Below are 16,479 nucleotides of genomic sequence, written 5' to 3'. Positions count from 1 at the left end.
AAAAGCCCTTCACAAGGAAGGGCTTCGTAATATTACTGGTCGGTTTTCTTTTTCGCCGCGCGTTTCGCTTTGGTCGCGGCGGCGATTTTCTGCGTTTTCGCCGACGGTTTTTTGGTTTTTTTCGCTTTGCCTTTTCCACCTTCACCACGGAAGGCGCTGTCTGGCTCGAAATTCACTTTTTTGCCCATCTGGCGACGCGGCGGTTTTTTCGCAGTGCCGTTTTTGCCAGCCGAACCTTTCTTCGCTTTTTCACGCTCGGTTTTACCCACGTTACGCGGGCTGCGCTCACTGGAGATCAGCGAGAAGTCGATTTTGCGCTCATCCATGTTGACCGCTTCAACTTTTACCTGCACCCGATCGCCGAGGCGATACGTTTGCCCGCCGGATTCGCCAATCAGGCGCTGACCGATCTGATCGAATCGGTAATAGTCGTTATCAAGCGAAGAGACATGCACCAGACCATCAATAAACAGATCATCGAGCCGCACGAAGAAACCAAAGCCGGTCACGCTGGCGATAACGCCAGGGAAGGTGTTGCCGACCTGATCCTGCATAAAGTCGCATTTCAGCCAGTCCGAAACATCACGGGTAGCTTCATCAGCGCGGCGTTCGGTCATCGAACAGTGCTGGCCCAGTTGCAGCACCTCTTCCATGCTGTAGTGCCAGCCGCCGGTTTCAGTGCTGTTGCCCTTCAGCCCCTGCTCTTTCGCCAGTAAATATTTAATGGCACGGTGCAGTGATAAGTCCGGATAGCGGCGAATCGGTGAAGTGAAGTGCGCATAAGATTGCAGCGCAAGGCCGAAGTGGCCGCGGTTTTCCGGATCGTAAATCGCCTGTTTCATCGAGCGCAGCAGCATGGTTTGCAGCATTTCGTGATCCGGGCGATCGGCAATCGATTCCAGCAGCGCGGCGTAATCGCGCGGCTCCGGTTTATTGCCACCCGGCAGCTCCAGACCCAGCTCGGCAAGCACGGAGCGGAACGCGGTGATCGCATCGTTGGTCGGCTTATCGTGAATACGGAACAGCGCCGGCTCGTCGGCTTTCTCCACAAAACGCGCTGCGGAGATGTTGGCGAGGATCATGCACTCTTCAATCAGCTTGTGCGCATCGTTACGCTGAGTCTGCTCAATACGCTCAATGCGGCGCTCAGCGTTGAAGATAAACTTCGCTTCTTCGCTCTCAAACGAGATGCCGCCGCGCTCAGCGCGCGCCTGATCGAGCACTTTATACAGGTTATGCAGCTCTTCGATGTGTTTCACCAGCGGCGCGTACTGCTCGCGCAGTTCCTGATCGCCTTGCAGCATATGCCACACTTTGGTGTAGGTCAGACGTGCGTGGGAGCTCATCACCGCTTCGTAGAATTTAAAGCCAGTTAAGCGCCCTTTTGAAGAGATGGTTATTTCACAGACCATGCACAGGCGATCCACTTGCGGGTTCAGCGAGCACAGACCGTTCGACAATACTTCCGGCAGCATCGGCACTACTTGCGATGGGAAGTAAACTGACGTACCACGGTTGCGGGCTTCGTTATCAAGCGCAGTGCCATGACGCACGTAGTAGCTCACATCAGCAATCGCCACCCACAAGCGCCAGCCACCGCCACGTTTTTTCTCGCAGAAAACGGCATCGTCGAAGTCGCGCGCGTCTTCGCCATCAATGGTCACCAGCGGCAGGTCGCGCAGATCCACGCGTCCAACTTTGGCCTCTTCCGGCACTTGCTCTTTTAGCCCGGCGACCTGTTTTTCCACTTCCGGCGGCCACTGGTAAGGAATTTCATGGGTGCGCAGCGCCATGTCGACCGCCATGCCGGTACCCATATTGTCGCCAAGCACTTCGACGATTTTACCAATCGCTTTTGTGCGGCGAGTTGGACGCTGCGTCAGCTCAACGACCACCACAAAGCCCATGCGCGCGCCCATAACCTCTTCAGGCGGGATCAGGATATCGAAACTCATGCGGCTATCATCCGGCACGACAAAACCGACGCCTGCATCGGTGAAGTAGCGGCCAACGATCTGCCCGGTCTTCGGCACCAGCACGCGTACGATGCGCGCTTCGCGGCGGCCTTTGCGATCGGCGCCCAGCGGTTGCGCCAGCACCTGATCGCCGTGAATACACATTTTCATCTGCTCGCTGGAGAGATAAAGATCGTCTTTGCGGCCTTCAACGCGCAGAAAACCATAGCCGTCGCGGTGACCAATCACCACGCCTTTGAGCAGATCGAGACGTTCCGGTAAGGCGTAGCACTGACGGCGGGTAAAGACTAATTGCCCGTCGCGCTCCATAGCGCGCAGACGGCGGCGCAGCGCTTCTTGTTGCTCTTCACCTTCGATATTAAGTTCGATAGCCAGTTCGTCCCGGTTGGCTGGTTTTTCGCGTTTGGCTAAGTGATCGAGGATGAATTCGCGGCTGGGAATGGGGTTGGTATATTTTTCAGATTCGCGTTCGAGGAAAGGATCTTGTGACATTGCGGTTCCTCCGTTGTCAGCTCTGGTGGAAATTTTCGTCATTCCACCAGCAATAATTTGTAAAGCGGTTGATTCTCTTCAACCAAATCGGCCAGCGTGTAGTTATCCAGCTCCTTAAGAAAACTTTGCACAGCTTTGGCAAGCGCCTTTTTCAGGCGACAGGCACTGGTAATATGGCAAAACTCGCTGCTGCAATTGACCAGCGCCAGCGGCTCAAGCGAGCGGACAACATCACCAATACGAATATCCTGCGCGGGTTTCCCCAGCCGGATCCCACCGTTTTTCCCACGGACGGCCGCGACGTAGCCTTCACGGCTCAGCTGATTGATAATCTTGACCATATGATTACGGGACACGCCATACGTTTCTGTAACTTCAGTAATGTTGGTCATTTGTCCTGCCGGTAGCGACGCCATGTAAATCAGGGCGCGCAAACCGTAATCGGTAAAGCTTGTTAACTGCACATCAACCTCATAAAAGGGAAAAAGATGAGATACCCGCAGGTATTGACACTACTGATGATAAACCAGCCACCTGTCAGGTCGCTAATTTATTTGAACGGAAGGGTGAAAAAAGCGAAGAAAAAGGGCGCGATTTACGCGCCCTTAAACCATATTATGCGTCGAACGGATCGCGCAGGATCATGGTTTCAGTACGATCCGGACCGGTGGAGATGATGTCGATCGGCACGCCGGTAAGTTCTTCAATGCGTTTGATGTAATTCAGCGCCGCCTGCGGTAGACCACTGCGATCTTTTACACCAAAGGTCGATTCAGACCAGCCCGGCATGGTTTCGTAAATCGGCTCGATACCTTCCCAGTTGTCAGCCGCCAGCGGTGTGGTGGTGACTTCGCGGCCATCAGGCATGCGGTAAGCGACGCAGATTTTCACTTCTTTCAGACCGTCCAGCACGTCCAGCTTGGTCAGGCAGAAGCCAGACAGGGAGTTGATCTGTACTGCGCGGCGTACAGCAACCGCGTCCAGCCAGCCGGTACGACGACGACGACCCGTAGTGGCACCATATTCGTTACCCTGCTTGCAGAGGAACTCGCCGATATCGTCGAACAGCTCGGTCGGGAACGGACCCGCGCCAACGCGAGTTGAATAAGCTTTGATGATACCGAGCACGTAATCCACGTAACGCGGACCAAGGCCGGAACCCGTTGCTACACCGCCAGCGGTGGTATTGGAGGAAGTCACGTACGGATAAGTACCGTGATCGATATCCAGCAGCGTACCCTGCGCGCCTTCGAACATCACGAAATCGCCGCGTTTACGCGCTTGATCCAGCAGATCGGAAACGTCTACCACCATTGCCGTCAGGATGTCGGCAATCGCCATAACATCATCCAGCACCTTCTGGTAGTCCACTGCTTCCACTTTGTAGAAGTTCACCAGCTGGAAGTTGTGATATTCCATCACTTCTTTCAGTTTGTCGGCGAAAGTCGCTTTATCGAACAGATCGCCAACGCGCAGACCACGACGAGCAACTTTATCTTCGTACGCCGGGCCGATACCGCGACCGGTAGTACCGATAGCTTTCGCGCCGCGCGCTTTTTCACGCGCCACATCCAGCGCCACATGATAATCAAGGATTAACGGACATGCTTCAGAGAGCAGCAGACGTTCGCGAACCGGGATACCACGGTCTTCCAGTTCTTTCATCTCTTTCATCAGCGCAGCGGGAGACAGCACAACGCCGTTACCGATGATGCTGGTGACGTTCTCGCGAAGAATGCCTGATGGAATAAGATGGAGGACGGTTTTTTCACCGTTGATTACGAGAGTATGGCCTGCGTTGTGACCGCCCTGGTAGCGTACAACATATTTAGCCCGTTCAGTCAGAAGATCAACAATCTTCCCTTTACCTTCGTCACCCCATTGGGTGCCCAGTACGACGACGTTGTTACCCATTTTTCAAAATCACCGTTTGCTTAAAAATGGATTCTACCACCGCTTTTTTTCAGATTCAGCACTTTTTCTGTGCAAAAACGCCCAAAGAACGCCTGATTTCCCTCAGCCAATCGTTTTCCTCAACATGTAGTAGATAACCACACCCGCGACCACAAGCCCACCGCCAAATCGACGCAAAAGATGATCCGGCAACAGGCTCAGAGAGGCGATCATACGCCGCCAGGCGCGCGGATAAAGCATCGGTCCAAGCCCTTCCAGTACCAAAACCAACGCCAGAGCGAGCCAGATTGTCGAATTCATTGCTGATCCTTATAAACGCAAAACCACCGCCGGAAAAGGCGGTGGTTTTTACGATGAAAACCGCAGGTTATTTTAACGAGTCGCGGAAGTCGGCGTCTTCATATAACGGAAGAAATCGCTATCCGGGCTAAGCACCATCACATCCTGGTTGCTCTGGAAGCTGCTTTCATAGGCACGCAGGCTACGGATAAAGGCATAGAAGTCCGGATCCTGACTGAATGCATCAGCAAACAGTTTTGCCGCTTCAGCATCACCCTCACCGCGCAGAATACGACCCTGACGCTCAGATTCCGCCAGCGTTTTGGTCACTTCGTAATCCGCTGCGGCACGCAGTTTTTCGGCTTCTTCCTGACCCTGTGAACGGTGGCGACGGGCAACCGCTTCACGCTCGGCGCGCATACGGTTGTAAATCGCATCCGACACTTCAGTCGGCAGGTTGATCTGCTTAATACGCACATCAACCACTTCAATACCTAACGCCGCCATACTGTTCGGGTTGATAACCGGCACTTTACCGTTGGTTTCAGCCTGAACGCGCTCAGCCGCTTTCGCGATGGCGTCATCGGCAGCAGGCGTCGCCACTTCGTCTTCTGTACCCGCAGAACCCGAATTCAGCGCATCGCGCACTTCGAGCGTCAAACGACCGCGAGAATCGGTAACGATGTCTTTTACGTCCAGACGACCGATTTCAGAACGCAGACGGTCAGAGAACTTACGTTTCAGCAGCACTTCCGCCTGGGAGACGTCACCGCCGCCGGTCGCCAGATAGTAACGGCTGAAATCGCTGATACGCCACTTGATATAAGAGTCGACGATCAGGTCTTTTTTCTCTTTGGTCACAAAGCGATCCGCCTGGTTATCCATGGTCTGGATACGTGCATCAAGCAACTTAACCGACTCAATAAACGGCAGTTTGAAATGCAGGCCCGGCGCATAAACCAACGGCTTGTTTTCATCATCACGCAGCACTTTACCAAAGCGCAGCGAGATACCGCGCTCGCCTTCTTTCACTACAAAGATAGAGGTGTAGAGCACTACCAGCGCGATGATGATGATTGCGATAACTGACTTACGCATCGTTATTCCCCCTGACGCTGGTAATCGTTACGCTGCGCGTTAACGCGGCGTTGGTCCATGATATCTCCCGCAGACGTTGCGGGGGCGCTGTTGGCGCTGCTGCTGGAGCTTGACGCTGGCGGCAGACGCAGCAAGTTATTCGCGCCACTGTTGTCACTCTTTGCCGCAGGAGCGGTGTTACCGCCTTTCAGCATCTGATCCAGCGGCAGAACCATCAGGTTGCCGCCTTTATCGTTAACCAGCACTTTGCGGGTATGGCTCAGCACTTTTTCCATGGTTTCGATATACAGACGCTCACGGGTAATTTCCGGCGCGGCTTTATATTCCGGCAGGATCTTAGCGAAGCGCGCCACTTCACCTTGTGCTTCCAAGATGGTTTGCGTTTTGTACGCACGCGCCTCTTCGAGGATACGCTGCGCCTGACCGTTCGCACGCGGCTGAACTTCGTTGGTGTAGGCTTCGGCTTCACGAATGTACTGCTGCTCGTTTTCACGGGCGGCAATCGCATCATCAAACGCGGCTTTCACCTCTTCCGGCGGACGAGCAGCCTGGAAGTTAACGTCTAACAGGGTAATCCCCATGTTATACGGGCGAATAGTCTCTTCCAGCTCGCGCTGGGTATCGCTACGAATAACGGTACGGCCTTCGGTCAGAATACGATCCATGGTGTATTTACCGATAACGCCGCGCAGCGCGCTGTCCGTCGCCTGACGCAGGCTGTCGTCGGCGCTGGTAACGCTAAACAGATAGCGCTCAGGATCAGTAACGCGATACTGCACGTTCATTTCAACACGCACGACGTTTTCATCAGACGTCAACATCACACCAGATGCCGCCAGTTCACGAACGGATTCTACGTTTACTGCAGTCACGTTATCGATAAAGGTCGGTTTCCAGTTGAGGCCCGGTTCGACCAAATGGCTGAACTTGCCAAAACGGGTCACAACGCCACGTTCCGCTTCTTTAATGGTGTAGAACCCAGTTGCAGCCCAGATAATAACGACCGCTGCGGCAACAATGCCCACAATGCGCCCGCTCGCCTGGCCACGTGGTCCTGAGGAACCCGGATTACCGCCGCCGGTGCTTTTACCACCGCCCAGGCCACCGAGTTTTTTACTCAGTTTACGGAAAATATCATCCAGATCAGGTGGCCCCTGATCGCGACCGCCTTTGTTCCCATTTCCCTCAGAGTTGCCGCCTGGTTTGCTGCTTCCCCACGGGTCGCGGTCTTGTCCGTTGTTACCGGGCTGATTCCACGCCATGTATGTGCTCCATATTTATTTGCGGTGTATACCCGGCCTTTGGCGGGCACCCCCAAAGGGGAAAAATCTTCAGGCTGCCGGTCAAACGACGTACTCTTCGAGTGCCGGTTCTTGTTTACAGAGTCGACGCCAGTCGACGATCGGCATACGCACCTGCATACCTACGCTGCCATCGTCTTCCATCCACTCTTTTTCTATTGCCTGAAGCTGGTAAAACCGACTTCTCAGACGCCCTTCCTGCGGCGGTAATCGCAGCGTGTGCTGCGCCACTTCACCCGCAAGACGCTCAGTCAAAGCCTGGAATAACAGTGGTACGCCAACCCCTGTCTGCGCCGAGAGCCAGACACGGATCGGTTTGTTCTCTTCATCCCGATCAATACGCGGTTCGAAATCGTCCAGCATATCGATTTTGTTCATCACCAGCAGCGTTGAGATTTCGTGCGCCTCAATCTCTTCCAGCACGGTGTTCACTGCATCAATGTTTTCCTGCACTCGCACATCGGCGGCGTCAATCACATGCAACAACAATGTCGCCTGGCGCGTCTCCTGCAAGGTTGCTTTAAACGCAGCAACCAAATCGTGCGGCAAGTGGCGAATAAACCCTACCGTATCTGCCAGCACCGTTTCACCGACATCCGCGACATCGATACGACGCAGGGTCGGATCGAGGGTGGCGAATAACTGATCGGCCGCATAGACCTGCGCTTCCGTTATCTGATTGAACAGCGTGGATTTACCGGCGTTGGTGTACCCGACCAGTGAGACCGTTGGAATATCGGCTTTCGTGCGGGAACGACGCCCCTGTTCACGCTGCTTTTCAACCTTTTCGAGGCGCGAGAGAATCTGAGTAATGCGGTTACGCAACAAACGACGGTCGGTTTCGAGCTGGGTTTCACCCGGACCGCGCAAACCAATGCCGCCCTTTTGTCGTTCAAGGTGGGTCCAGCCACGCACAAGGCGTGTCGCCAGATGGCGCAACTGCGCCAGCTCAACTTGCAATTTCCCCTCATGCGTACGCGCACGCTGGGCAAAAATATCTAATATCAGACCAGTGCGATCGATAACTCGACATTCGCACAGTCTCTCCAGGTTACGTTCCTGGGCTGGGGTTAGCGCATGATCAAAGAGCACAACAGAAGCGCCCGCAGACTTTACGGCATCCGCAATTTCAACTGCTTTACCTTCACCAACAAAATATTTTGGATGCGGTGCTTTACGGCTACCGGTAATCACCTGCATTGCTTCGACACCGGCGGAAGAGACCAGAGATTCAAACTCCTGGAGGTCTTCCATATCTTTGTCTTGCGAAAAATAGATGTGTACCAGTACCGCCTGCTCACCGGCGTCATAACGGTCAAACAAGCGTAAACCCTCATAAAATACCAGCGGGGAACACAGCTTTACTGGCTCCCCGATCTGGAAAATCAGCCGTCAACCTTATTCGGTCTCTTCGCCTTCCTGCTGTGCAGAGCCCTGCGCGTTGCTACCGTGATGGTAGTTACTGCTGGTACCGCCGCCGGCATTGTTGCTGTGATGAGAAACCGGACGAGATGGAACAACAGTTGAAATCGCGTGCTTATAGACCATCTGACTGACCGTGTTTTTCAACAGGATCACGAACTGATCGAAAGACTCAATTTGCCCTTGCAGCTTAATACCATTCACCAAATAAATTGAAACTGGAACACGTTCCCGACGCAGTGCGTTCAGGAACGGATCTTGTAAAGATTGCCCCTTAGCCATTCTATCTTTTCCTTATATGCTTGTTTTGTACTTAGAACCCGTAAGTTCTGAAAACTGCGTAAAAATTTGCGCGCCATACGACTTAATTGTACACATTCACCCTGCGATAGCACTAACAACCTGTAGCACGTCACGGTAAGACTTTTCTGGCTTTTCACTCTCTAACCAGTGAACGCCATCCCAGCCCCGCAACCAGGTTATCTGCCGCTTGGCTAACTGCCTCGTCGCGCAAATACCTCGATAAACCATTTCATCGTATGAAATTTCGCCTTCAATGTATGACCACATCTGGCGGTATCCCACACAACGAACGGAAGGCATATCCGTATGCAAATCACCGCGAGCAAAAAGCGCCCGCACTTCTGCTTCAAAACCTGAAGCCAACATCTGATGAAAACGCTGCTCGATTCGTTGATGGAGCAGTTCACGGCTCGCCGGGGCGATGGCGAACTGATGCACCTGGTAAGGCAGAGCGTCTCCTGACGTTTGCGTCAGATCCGTTAAAGTTTTACCCGAAATGAAAAAAACTTCCAGTGCCCGGGAAAGCCTTTGCGGATCATTTGGATGAATCCGCGCTGCCGCAACGGGATCGATCTCCCGTAACTGCTGATGCAACGCTTCCCATCCACGCTCTGCCGCCTGTTTTTCAATGTCTGCTCGCACTTGCGCGTCTGCTGACGGAAGAGGCGATAACCCTTCCAGCAGCGCCTTAAAGTAAAGCATCGTACCGCCCACCAGCAGAGGAATGCGCCCTGCATCGGTTATCTCTTTCATTTCCGCCAGCGCATCGCGGCGAAAATCAGCGGCGGAATAAGCTAACGCCGGATCGAGAATATCCAACAACCGGTGCGGCGCAGCCTGTAATTCTTCCGCGCTCGGCTTGGCGGTACCAATATCCATTCCCCGATAAATAAGGGCAGAATCTACGCTTATCAACTCTACTGGCAAAACTTTACGAAGCTCAATGGCTAATGCGGTTTTGCCGGAGGCCGTTGGCCCCATCAAAAAAATTGCCTTCGGCAGGCCAGCCTTACTTACTTCACTCATTTTTCAGGGCGTTCATCGCCTTTTGTAAATCAACAGGTTGTAATAAACCATCCGGCGGGGTCTTCACCAGATGCGGACAAAGCCGTTCAACGTCGGCAAGCAGGGTTATCGCCTGCGCCACACTCCATTGCGGATGTTCACTCGCCAGTTGGCGCGCCAGCCAGTGAGCAATATTCACCGCATCAATGCTTGTCTGCTGCGCCAGGTAGCCTATCAGAGCGGGAATCAAGATTTGTAAATTTTGTTGGCGCAAGGGTAAAGGCACTGCGCGAATGGTCACGTGCTGCCCATCGGGAACAAATTCGATGCCCATTTCCGCCAGCACTGCCTGGGCACGCTTCAAGACGGCACTCTCTTGCGCAGAGATTTTTAAACGCACCGGAATTAACAGCGGTTGACCACAAGCAGGCGCGTGGTCCGGCGACAGTTGCGCATGGCGCAGCCAACGTTCAGCCACCGGCAACGCCAGTAACGCCAGTTTTCCATCACGCTCAAGAAGCGCGAAATGCGGCGCAATAAGCGTCAATACGCGACCAAAACTCTGGCTGTGTCCATCCAGTGCCGGAGCGGCAGGCTCCGCTTTTTCATTGTTACGTTCGACAACCGGGGTTTCCAGCAATTGCCGGTACAGCGCCCCCTGCTGTTTCTGATAACCCGGCTGAGCGTTCGGCCACGGCTGAGCACCTGCGGTATTGCTACGCGCTCCACCGGAAGAGGGTGTGAAAACACGCGGTGCTGGCGGCTCGCGAGCGATCAGCGGTTCGGCAAACTGATTACGCCCTGCCGCCACGCGGTTTTCCGGCAGCGCTCTTGGCACGGGTTCGTCAGAAAGTGGTAACGGTGTTCCCATCTGCTGTTGCAGCACACTCAACACGCCCTGGTAGATAAAATCATGTACCAGTCGCGACTGATGAAAGCGCACCTCATGTTTTGCCGGATGGACATTCACATCCACTTGATGCGGATCGATTTCCAGATAAAGCACAAACGCTGGCTGCTGATCCGCACCCAGCTTGTCTTCACACGCCTGGCGAATGGCATGGTTTATCAGCCGGTCGCGCATCATGCGGCCATTCACATAGCAATACTGGATTTCAGCGAAAGCACTGGACGTCGTTTTGGGATCGGCCACCCAGCCACGCAATGCTAAGTCACCGTGTTGCCATTCAATGGCCAGCGCTTGCTCTAAGAATGCCGTGCCGCAAATCGCGCCAAGGCGGCGCTCTTTCTGCCCTCCTTCCGCAACGGCACGGTACTGACGCACCAATTTGCCGTTGTGATTGAGGTTGATAGTGACATCAAAACGCGCCAGCGCGATGCGGCGGATCACTTCATCGATATGGCCGAACTCGGTTTTTTCCGTACGCATAAATTTGCGCCGCGCCGGCGTGTTGTAAAACAGATCCAGCACTTCAAGCGTTGTGCCCACCGGGTGCGCAGCAGGTTTCACCGTCACCGCCATCTCGCGCCCTTCGGCGTAAGCCTGCCAGGCTTCTTGCTGTTCGGCAGTACGGGAAGTCAATGTTAAGCGGGAAACCGAGCTGATACTCGCCAGCGCTTCACCACGAAAACCGAGACTAATGATCGCTTCCAGGTCATCCAGAGAGGCGATTTTGCTGGTGGCGTGACGTGCCAGCGCCAGCGCCAGTTCCTCTTTTTTGATACCGACACCGTTATCACGGATGCGAATCAACTTCGCGCCGCCGCGTTCGATATCAATATCAATGCGCGTAGCGCCAGCATCAAGGCTGTTTTCCACTAACTCTTTCACCACCGACGCAGGGCGTTCAACCACTTCGCCCGCGGCGATCTGGTTCGCAAGCTGTGGCGGTAGAACCTGTATCGGCATGAAAAAAATCCTTAGTTGAGCAGCCCGTTAGCAGATGAGCCCGCACTGGCGGTTTGCCCGCCGCTCTGCGGTGAGGATTGCAACGGATGTGCGAGGAAATAGTTACGCAGCCCGCCGTAAATAGCTTCGGCAATTTGCTGCTGGTAGGCATCGCTTCCCAGCAGCCGCTCTTCGCTGCCGTTACTGATAAAACCGGTTTCGACCAGCACCGACGGAATATCCGGCGAGCGCAGAACACCAAGGCTGGCGTGCTCAGGGCGGCGTTTATGTAGTGCACCGATACGCTGAAGCTGGCTGAGCATGCTGGTGGCGACATCATAGCCTACACGCTGGGAATGGCCGAACTGTAAATCCAGCACCGCCTGGCTCAGATACGGGTCAGACTGGCTATTTGCCAGCACATCGCCCGCGCCGCCAAGCAGCTCGGACTGCTTCTCATGCTGCTCCAGCCAGCCCGCCATTTCACTGTTTGCACGGCGGTTAGACAGCACCCATACCGAAGCGCCGGTTGCATCGCGGTTAGGCGCAGCATCCGCATGAATCGAAACCAGAAAGTTTGCGTTCTGCTTACGCGCCACGTCGGAGCGGCCCATCACCGAAATAAAGTAATCGCCATCGCGGGTCATCACCGGTTTGAACATGGGGTCACCATTCAGTAACGCCCGCAGTTTCCGCGCGATGGAGATAGTGACATTTTTCTCCTGCGTTCCCCCTGCGCCAATCGCGCCGGGGTCCTGACCGCCGTGCCCGGCGTCGATGGCAATCACCACTTTATCGCCAGAAGCTGCGCGCGACTGCATCGCAGGCCGCGTGATGGTATTACTACTGGTGACACTGGTGATGCGATCGTTTTCACCTTTAAACGGATTACGCCCCGGTGCCGTTTGTTGCGGCATAACCGCCGGGGGTTCTGCGCGTTTCACCACCGCTTTTGGCGGCGGTGGCGGCGGCGGAACATCAGCATCAATGGTAAAGACGACGGTGTAACCCGCTCCGCTTTGCTGTTTCACCGCGCGGGTTTTGCCGTTCTGCGTCAGATCCACCACCAGCCGAATCGACTGGTTGTCCTGCGCGGTACCGGCACGAATGCTTCTCACCAGATTATTGCCACTGAACTGCAGCGGCAGCCCCTGAATCACGCCGGTCTGCTTGATGTCCAGCGCAACGCTGCGCTTGCCCTGCTGCGAAAACGAATAGTCAGGATCGCCCATAAAACTGAAAGTAATACGCGCCTGGCTATCGCCATTCGACACCTGAATATCCGCTAAACTCGCCGCACTCACCTGCGTACACAGCAGTAACAACGCGAGCGCCAACCAACTTTTCACGCGACAGATCATTCCGTCATCCTTCCTGTTAACCGGCCATACGTGCCAGTAACGAATCGCCAGATGAGGATACAGCGCTAACGCGCGCCTCACGCCCCTGCGCCTGGTAATCTAAATGGATTTCGACATCCGGGTCAGGCAGTACACCCGCACCTTGTTGCGGCCACTCGACCAGGCAAATCGCATCGTTGGCAAAATAATCACGGATCCCCATAAATTCCAGCTCCTCCGGGTCCGCAAGGCGGTACAAATCAAAGTGATACACCATTAATTTATCGAGAGTGTAAGGTTCAACCAGTGTGTAAGTCGGACTTTTGACATTGCCGTTATGGCCTAAAGCCTGCAGAAATCCCCGGCTAAAGGTGGTTTTACCTGCACCAAGATCGCCATATAAATAAATCACTGTCGCGCCGTCGCAGGCCTGCGCCACACGCTTGCCGAGATCCAGTGTTGATTGCTCGTCAGGTAAAGGAATAACTCGATTAATCATCTTCTGTTTCAATTACATCCGGGTTAACAACACGCACCAGCGTGCTAAAAAGATCGGTTGCCAGCATACCTCGCTGGCCGTGCTGAACCGCCAGGCGATCCGCCGCCGCGCCGTGCGCGACACACCCTGCGCAGGCCGCGTCATACAGGCTCAATTTTTGCCCCAGTAGCGAACCGATAATGCCCGACAGCACATCGCCCATTCCGCCACTTGCCATCCCGGCGTTACCGGCATCAATAATGCCCGTTTCGCCTTCGTCGCTCGCGATAACCGTACCCGCGCCTTTCAGCACGACAACACCTGCGTAACGTTTTACCAGACGCCGGGCTGAAAGTAAGCGGTCGCTTTCAATTTCTGCCACGCTACAGTTAAGCAGGCGAGCGGCTTCGCCGGGGTGCGGCGTCAGAACGCGATTGTGACGTTTATCGGGATTGATTGCCAGAAGGTTCAGCGCATCCGCATCCCATAACATCGGTTTGCGAAAATTTTCCACTTTCTGTAGCGCCTTTTTACCCCACTCCTGTTGCCCAAGACCGGGGCCGATAACCACCACATCCGCCCATTCAAGGCTCTCATCCAGCGACTCGGCGGTGAGTTCGTGCACCATCAATTCCGGGCGCGCGGTAATAATGGGCGGGATATTCTCGCTACGCGTCAGTACCCGCACCAGGCCTGCTCCTGTGCGCAACGCGGCCTCTCCCGCCATGCGCACCGCGCCTGCCGTTCCGTGATCGCCACCGATAATCACCAGCCGCCCGAAATCGCCTTTATGCGAAGTGGGCCGCCGTGGCGTAAACCACTGGCTAAGCAGGGTTGCATCAAAACGGGAAAGAGATGTCTGCTGGCCTAAAAGCCAGGCGTCAAGCCCCAGCGCATGGTGATGTAATTGACCAACCACATCACGCGCTTTGCCCGTTAGTAAGCCGGGTTTAAGGGCGATAAACGTTACCGTATGACGTGCCTGCATCACCGCACCAGCAGCCGCGCCGGTTTGCGCATTCAGGCCAGAAGGAATATCCAGCGCCAGCACAGGAGCCGGATGCGCATTGGCATGATCAATCAGCGCCGCCACATCATCGCGCGGCGCGCTGGTAAGGCCGGTGCCAAGCAGCCCATCAATAATGAGATCAACCTGTTCCGGCCATAGAACGTCAGCCGCATGGATCTCGCCGCCCGCGTTGAGCCACGCCTCGCGCGCCTGCGCGGCCTCTTCCGGCAGCGGTTTGTTGCCTTCCAGCGCCAGCAGCGTCACGGAAAGCCCCGCCGCTGCGGCTAAGCGCGCCACCACATAGCCGTCGCCACCGTTATTGCCGTGACCGCATAGCACGAGCCAGCAGCGCGCATCAGGAAACTGTTCCCGCGCAATGTTGAATGCCGCTTCTCCTGCGCGTTGCATCAGTTCATAAAGCGTAATGCCAAGGCTATCCGCCGCCTCTTTTTCAGCGCGCCTGAGGTCCTCAGCAGGCCAGACAGAGTGTGGTATACTTGCTGCGATTTTCTTCATTGTATGGTCCGTCATGTCAGAACCCCTCGATCTCAATCATTTAGCGCAACAAATCAAACAGTGGGGCACTGAACTGGGTTTTCAGCAGGTCGGTATTACCGATACCGATCTCAGCGCCAGCGAACCTGCGCTACAGGCATGGCTGGATAAACAATATCACGGCGAGATGGAGTGGATGGCGCGTCACGGCATGATGCGCGCCCGCCCCCATGAGCTTCTCCCCGGCACGCTGCGCGTTATCAGCGTGCGAATGAACTACCTTCCCGCACAAGCGGCCTTCGCCAGCACGTTGAAAAACCCGGCACTCGGGTATGTCAGCCGCTATGCGCTGGGTCGCGATTACCATAAGCTGCTGCGCAACCGGTTAAAAAAGCTCGGCGAGCTGATCCAGCAGCAATGTGCTTCGCAGAATTTTAGACCTTTTGTCGATTCTGCGCCCATTCTTGAGCGCCCGCTGGCGGAAAAAGCCGGGCTTGGCTGGACAGGCAAGCACTCACTTATCTTAAGCCGCGACGCAGGCTCGTTCTTTTTCCTTGGCGAGTTATTGATCGATTTACCGCTGCCCGTCGACCAACCGGTAGAAGAAGGCTGCGGTCGCTGCGTGGCCTGCATGACCATCTGCCCGACCGGCGCGATTGTCGAACCTTACACGGTCGATGCCCGACGCTGCATTTCTTACCTCACCATTGAGCTGGAAGGCGCTATCCCTGAAGAGTTTCGTCCGCTGATAGGTAACCGGATTTACGGCTGCGACGATTGTCAGTTGATCTGCCCGTGGAACCGTTTCTCTCAACTGACCGACGAAGAGGATTTCAGCCCACGTAAAGCGCTTCATGCCCCAGCGTTGATTGAACTGTTCGGCTGGACCGAGGCGTATTTTTTGAAAATCACAGAGGGTTCGGCCATACGCCGTATTGGTCATCTGCGCTGGCTGCGAAATATTGCCGTCGCGCTGGGAAATGCACCGTGGGACGCTGCCAATATTCAGGCACTGGAACAACGTCTGGGTGAGCACCCACTTCTCGACGAACACATACAGTGGGCGATTGCGCAGCAAATTGAGAAGCGTAACGCCTGCGTGGTGGAAGTCCAGGCGTCGAAAAAACAACGGCTGGTTCGGGTGGTTGAAAAAGGGTTACCACGCGATGCCTGAGCCATCCACAGCTTGTGAATAAAATTAAAAACACATTACGATTCAACGTTCACAAAATCGTCAAGCGATCGCGTTAACAGTTTGAAATGTTATTTTCTTATTTATTTTCAAACAATTAAAAGAAAATCGTTTGCTTATCGAAGTAATCGTTGTGTTGCGAATGAAAGGCTCGCCTGTGGATAAGTCTGTTCACAAACGTTTAGCGAAGACAATAAAAAACGTCCCCAACGAGGAAACCCGCTGTGGATAATTTATTGGATTTGAAAATTTGGAGCGGGAAACGAGACTCGAACTCGCGACCCCGACCTTGGCAAGGTCGTGCTCTACCAACTGAGCTATTCCCG

General features: G+C 54.7%; 14 protein-coding genes. 1 reads left to right on the top strand and 13 read right to left on the bottom strand.

What is annotated here, in order from left to right; all coding sequences use genetic code 11:
- Positions 1–32: 32 nt before the first annotated feature.
- The 13 genes from rnr to nnr all read right to left on the bottom strand — a co-directional run bounded on the left by rnr (position 33) and on the right by nnr (position 14,997).
- Positions 33–2,468 (bottom strand): ribonuclease R, encoded by a 2,436-nt coding sequence (gene rnr, locus ACFX4U_RS19965; RefSeq protein ID WP_313510369.1) that lies wholly within the window; start codon positions 2,466–2,468, stop codon positions 33–35.
- Between the two features lie 38 nt (positions 2,469–2,506).
- Positions 2,507–2,932 carry a nitric oxide-sensing transcriptional repressor NsrR gene (nsrR, locus tag ACFX4U_RS19960; protein WP_017459165.1) on the bottom strand — a complete coding sequence of 142 codons (426 nt, stop codon included), beginning with the start codon at positions 2,930–2,932 and terminating at the stop codon, positions 2,507–2,509.
- A 151-nt stretch (positions 2,933–3,083) separates the two neighbouring features.
- Positions 3,084–4,382 (bottom strand): adenylosuccinate synthase, encoded by a 1,299-nt coding sequence (gene purA, locus ACFX4U_RS19955; RefSeq protein WP_017459166.1) that lies wholly within the window; start codon positions 4,380–4,382, stop codon positions 3,084–3,086.
- 102 nt (positions 4,383–4,484) lie between these two features.
- Positions 4,485–4,682, bottom strand: coding sequence for a DUF2065 family protein (locus ACFX4U_RS19950; protein ID WP_017459167.1), 198 nt, complete (start codon positions 4,680–4,682; stop codon positions 4,485–4,487).
- Between the two features lie 72 nt (positions 4,683–4,754).
- A complete protein-coding gene (gene hflC, locus ACFX4U_RS19945; protein ID WP_313510374.1) occupies positions 4,755–5,759 on the bottom strand; it encodes a protease modulator HflC in 1,005 nt (334 codons plus the stop codon).
- 2 nt (positions 5,760–5,761) lie between these two features.
- Positions 5,762–7,021, bottom strand: coding sequence for an FtsH protease activity modulator HflK (gene hflK, locus ACFX4U_RS19940; protein ID WP_249880555.1), 1,260 nt, complete (start codon positions 7,019–7,021; stop codon positions 5,762–5,764).
- Positions 7,022–7,102: 81 nt separating this feature from the next.
- Positions 7,103–8,383: a ribosome rescue GTPase HflX gene (gene hflX, locus ACFX4U_RS19935; protein WP_249880554.1), complete on the bottom strand. Its 1,281-nt coding sequence runs from the start codon at positions 8,381–8,383 to the stop codon at positions 7,103–7,105.
- Between the two features lie 75 nt (positions 8,384–8,458).
- A complete protein-coding gene (gene hfq, locus ACFX4U_RS19930) occupies positions 8,459–8,764 on the bottom strand; it encodes an RNA chaperone Hfq (RefSeq protein ID WP_017459171.1) in 306 nt (101 codons plus the stop codon).
- Between the two features lie 96 nt (positions 8,765–8,860).
- On the bottom strand, positions 8,861–9,811 hold the full coding sequence (gene miaA, locus ACFX4U_RS19925; protein WP_017459172.1) for a tRNA (adenosine(37)-N6)-dimethylallyltransferase MiaA: 951 nt from the start codon (positions 9,809–9,811) through the stop codon (positions 8,861–8,863).
- Positions 9,804–11,660 (bottom strand): DNA mismatch repair endonuclease MutL, encoded by a 1,857-nt coding sequence (gene mutL / locus ACFX4U_RS19920; RefSeq protein WP_349350637.1) that lies wholly within the window; start codon positions 11,658–11,660, stop codon positions 9,804–9,806. The genes miaA and mutL overlap by 8 nt, the downstream gene beginning before the upstream one ends.
- A gap of 11 nt (positions 11,661–11,671) precedes the next feature.
- A complete protein-coding gene (amiB, locus tag ACFX4U_RS19915) occupies positions 11,672–13,000 on the bottom strand; it encodes an N-acetylmuramoyl-L-alanine amidase AmiB (protein ID WP_313511226.1) in 1,329 nt (442 codons plus the stop codon).
- A gap of 16 nt (positions 13,001–13,016) precedes the next feature.
- Positions 13,017–13,478, bottom strand: a complete 462-nt coding sequence (gene tsaE / locus ACFX4U_RS19910) for a tRNA (adenosine(37)-N6)-threonylcarbamoyltransferase complex ATPase subunit type 1 TsaE (RefSeq protein WP_200552111.1) — start codon at positions 13,476–13,478, stop codon at positions 13,017–13,019.
- Positions 13,471–14,997, bottom strand: a complete 1,527-nt coding sequence (gene nnr / locus ACFX4U_RS19905; protein ID WP_313511227.1) for a bifunctional ADP-dependent NAD(P)H-hydrate dehydratase/NAD(P)H-hydrate epimerase — start codon at positions 14,995–14,997, stop codon at positions 13,471–13,473. Before nnr ends, tsaE begins: the two co-directional genes overlap by 8 nt.
- On the opposite strand from nnr, the gene queG reads away from it, so the two are divergent.
- Positions 14,996–16,135: a tRNA epoxyqueuosine(34) reductase QueG gene (queG, locus tag ACFX4U_RS19900; protein WP_313511228.1), complete on the top strand. Its 1,140-nt coding sequence runs from the start codon at positions 14,996–14,998 to the stop codon at positions 16,133–16,135. The genes nnr and queG overlap by 2 nt on opposite strands.
- The last annotated feature ends 344 nt before the right edge of the window (positions 16,136–16,479 follow it).

This window comes from Kosakonia sp. YIM B13588, assembly GCF_042788165.1.
Taxonomy (GTDB): domain Bacteria; phylum Pseudomonadota; class Gammaproteobacteria; order Enterobacterales; family Enterobacteriaceae; genus Kosakonia; species Kosakonia sacchari.
Note: the sequence above shows the minus strand (reverse complement) of the source record. Positions and strands in the feature narration are given on the sequence as shown.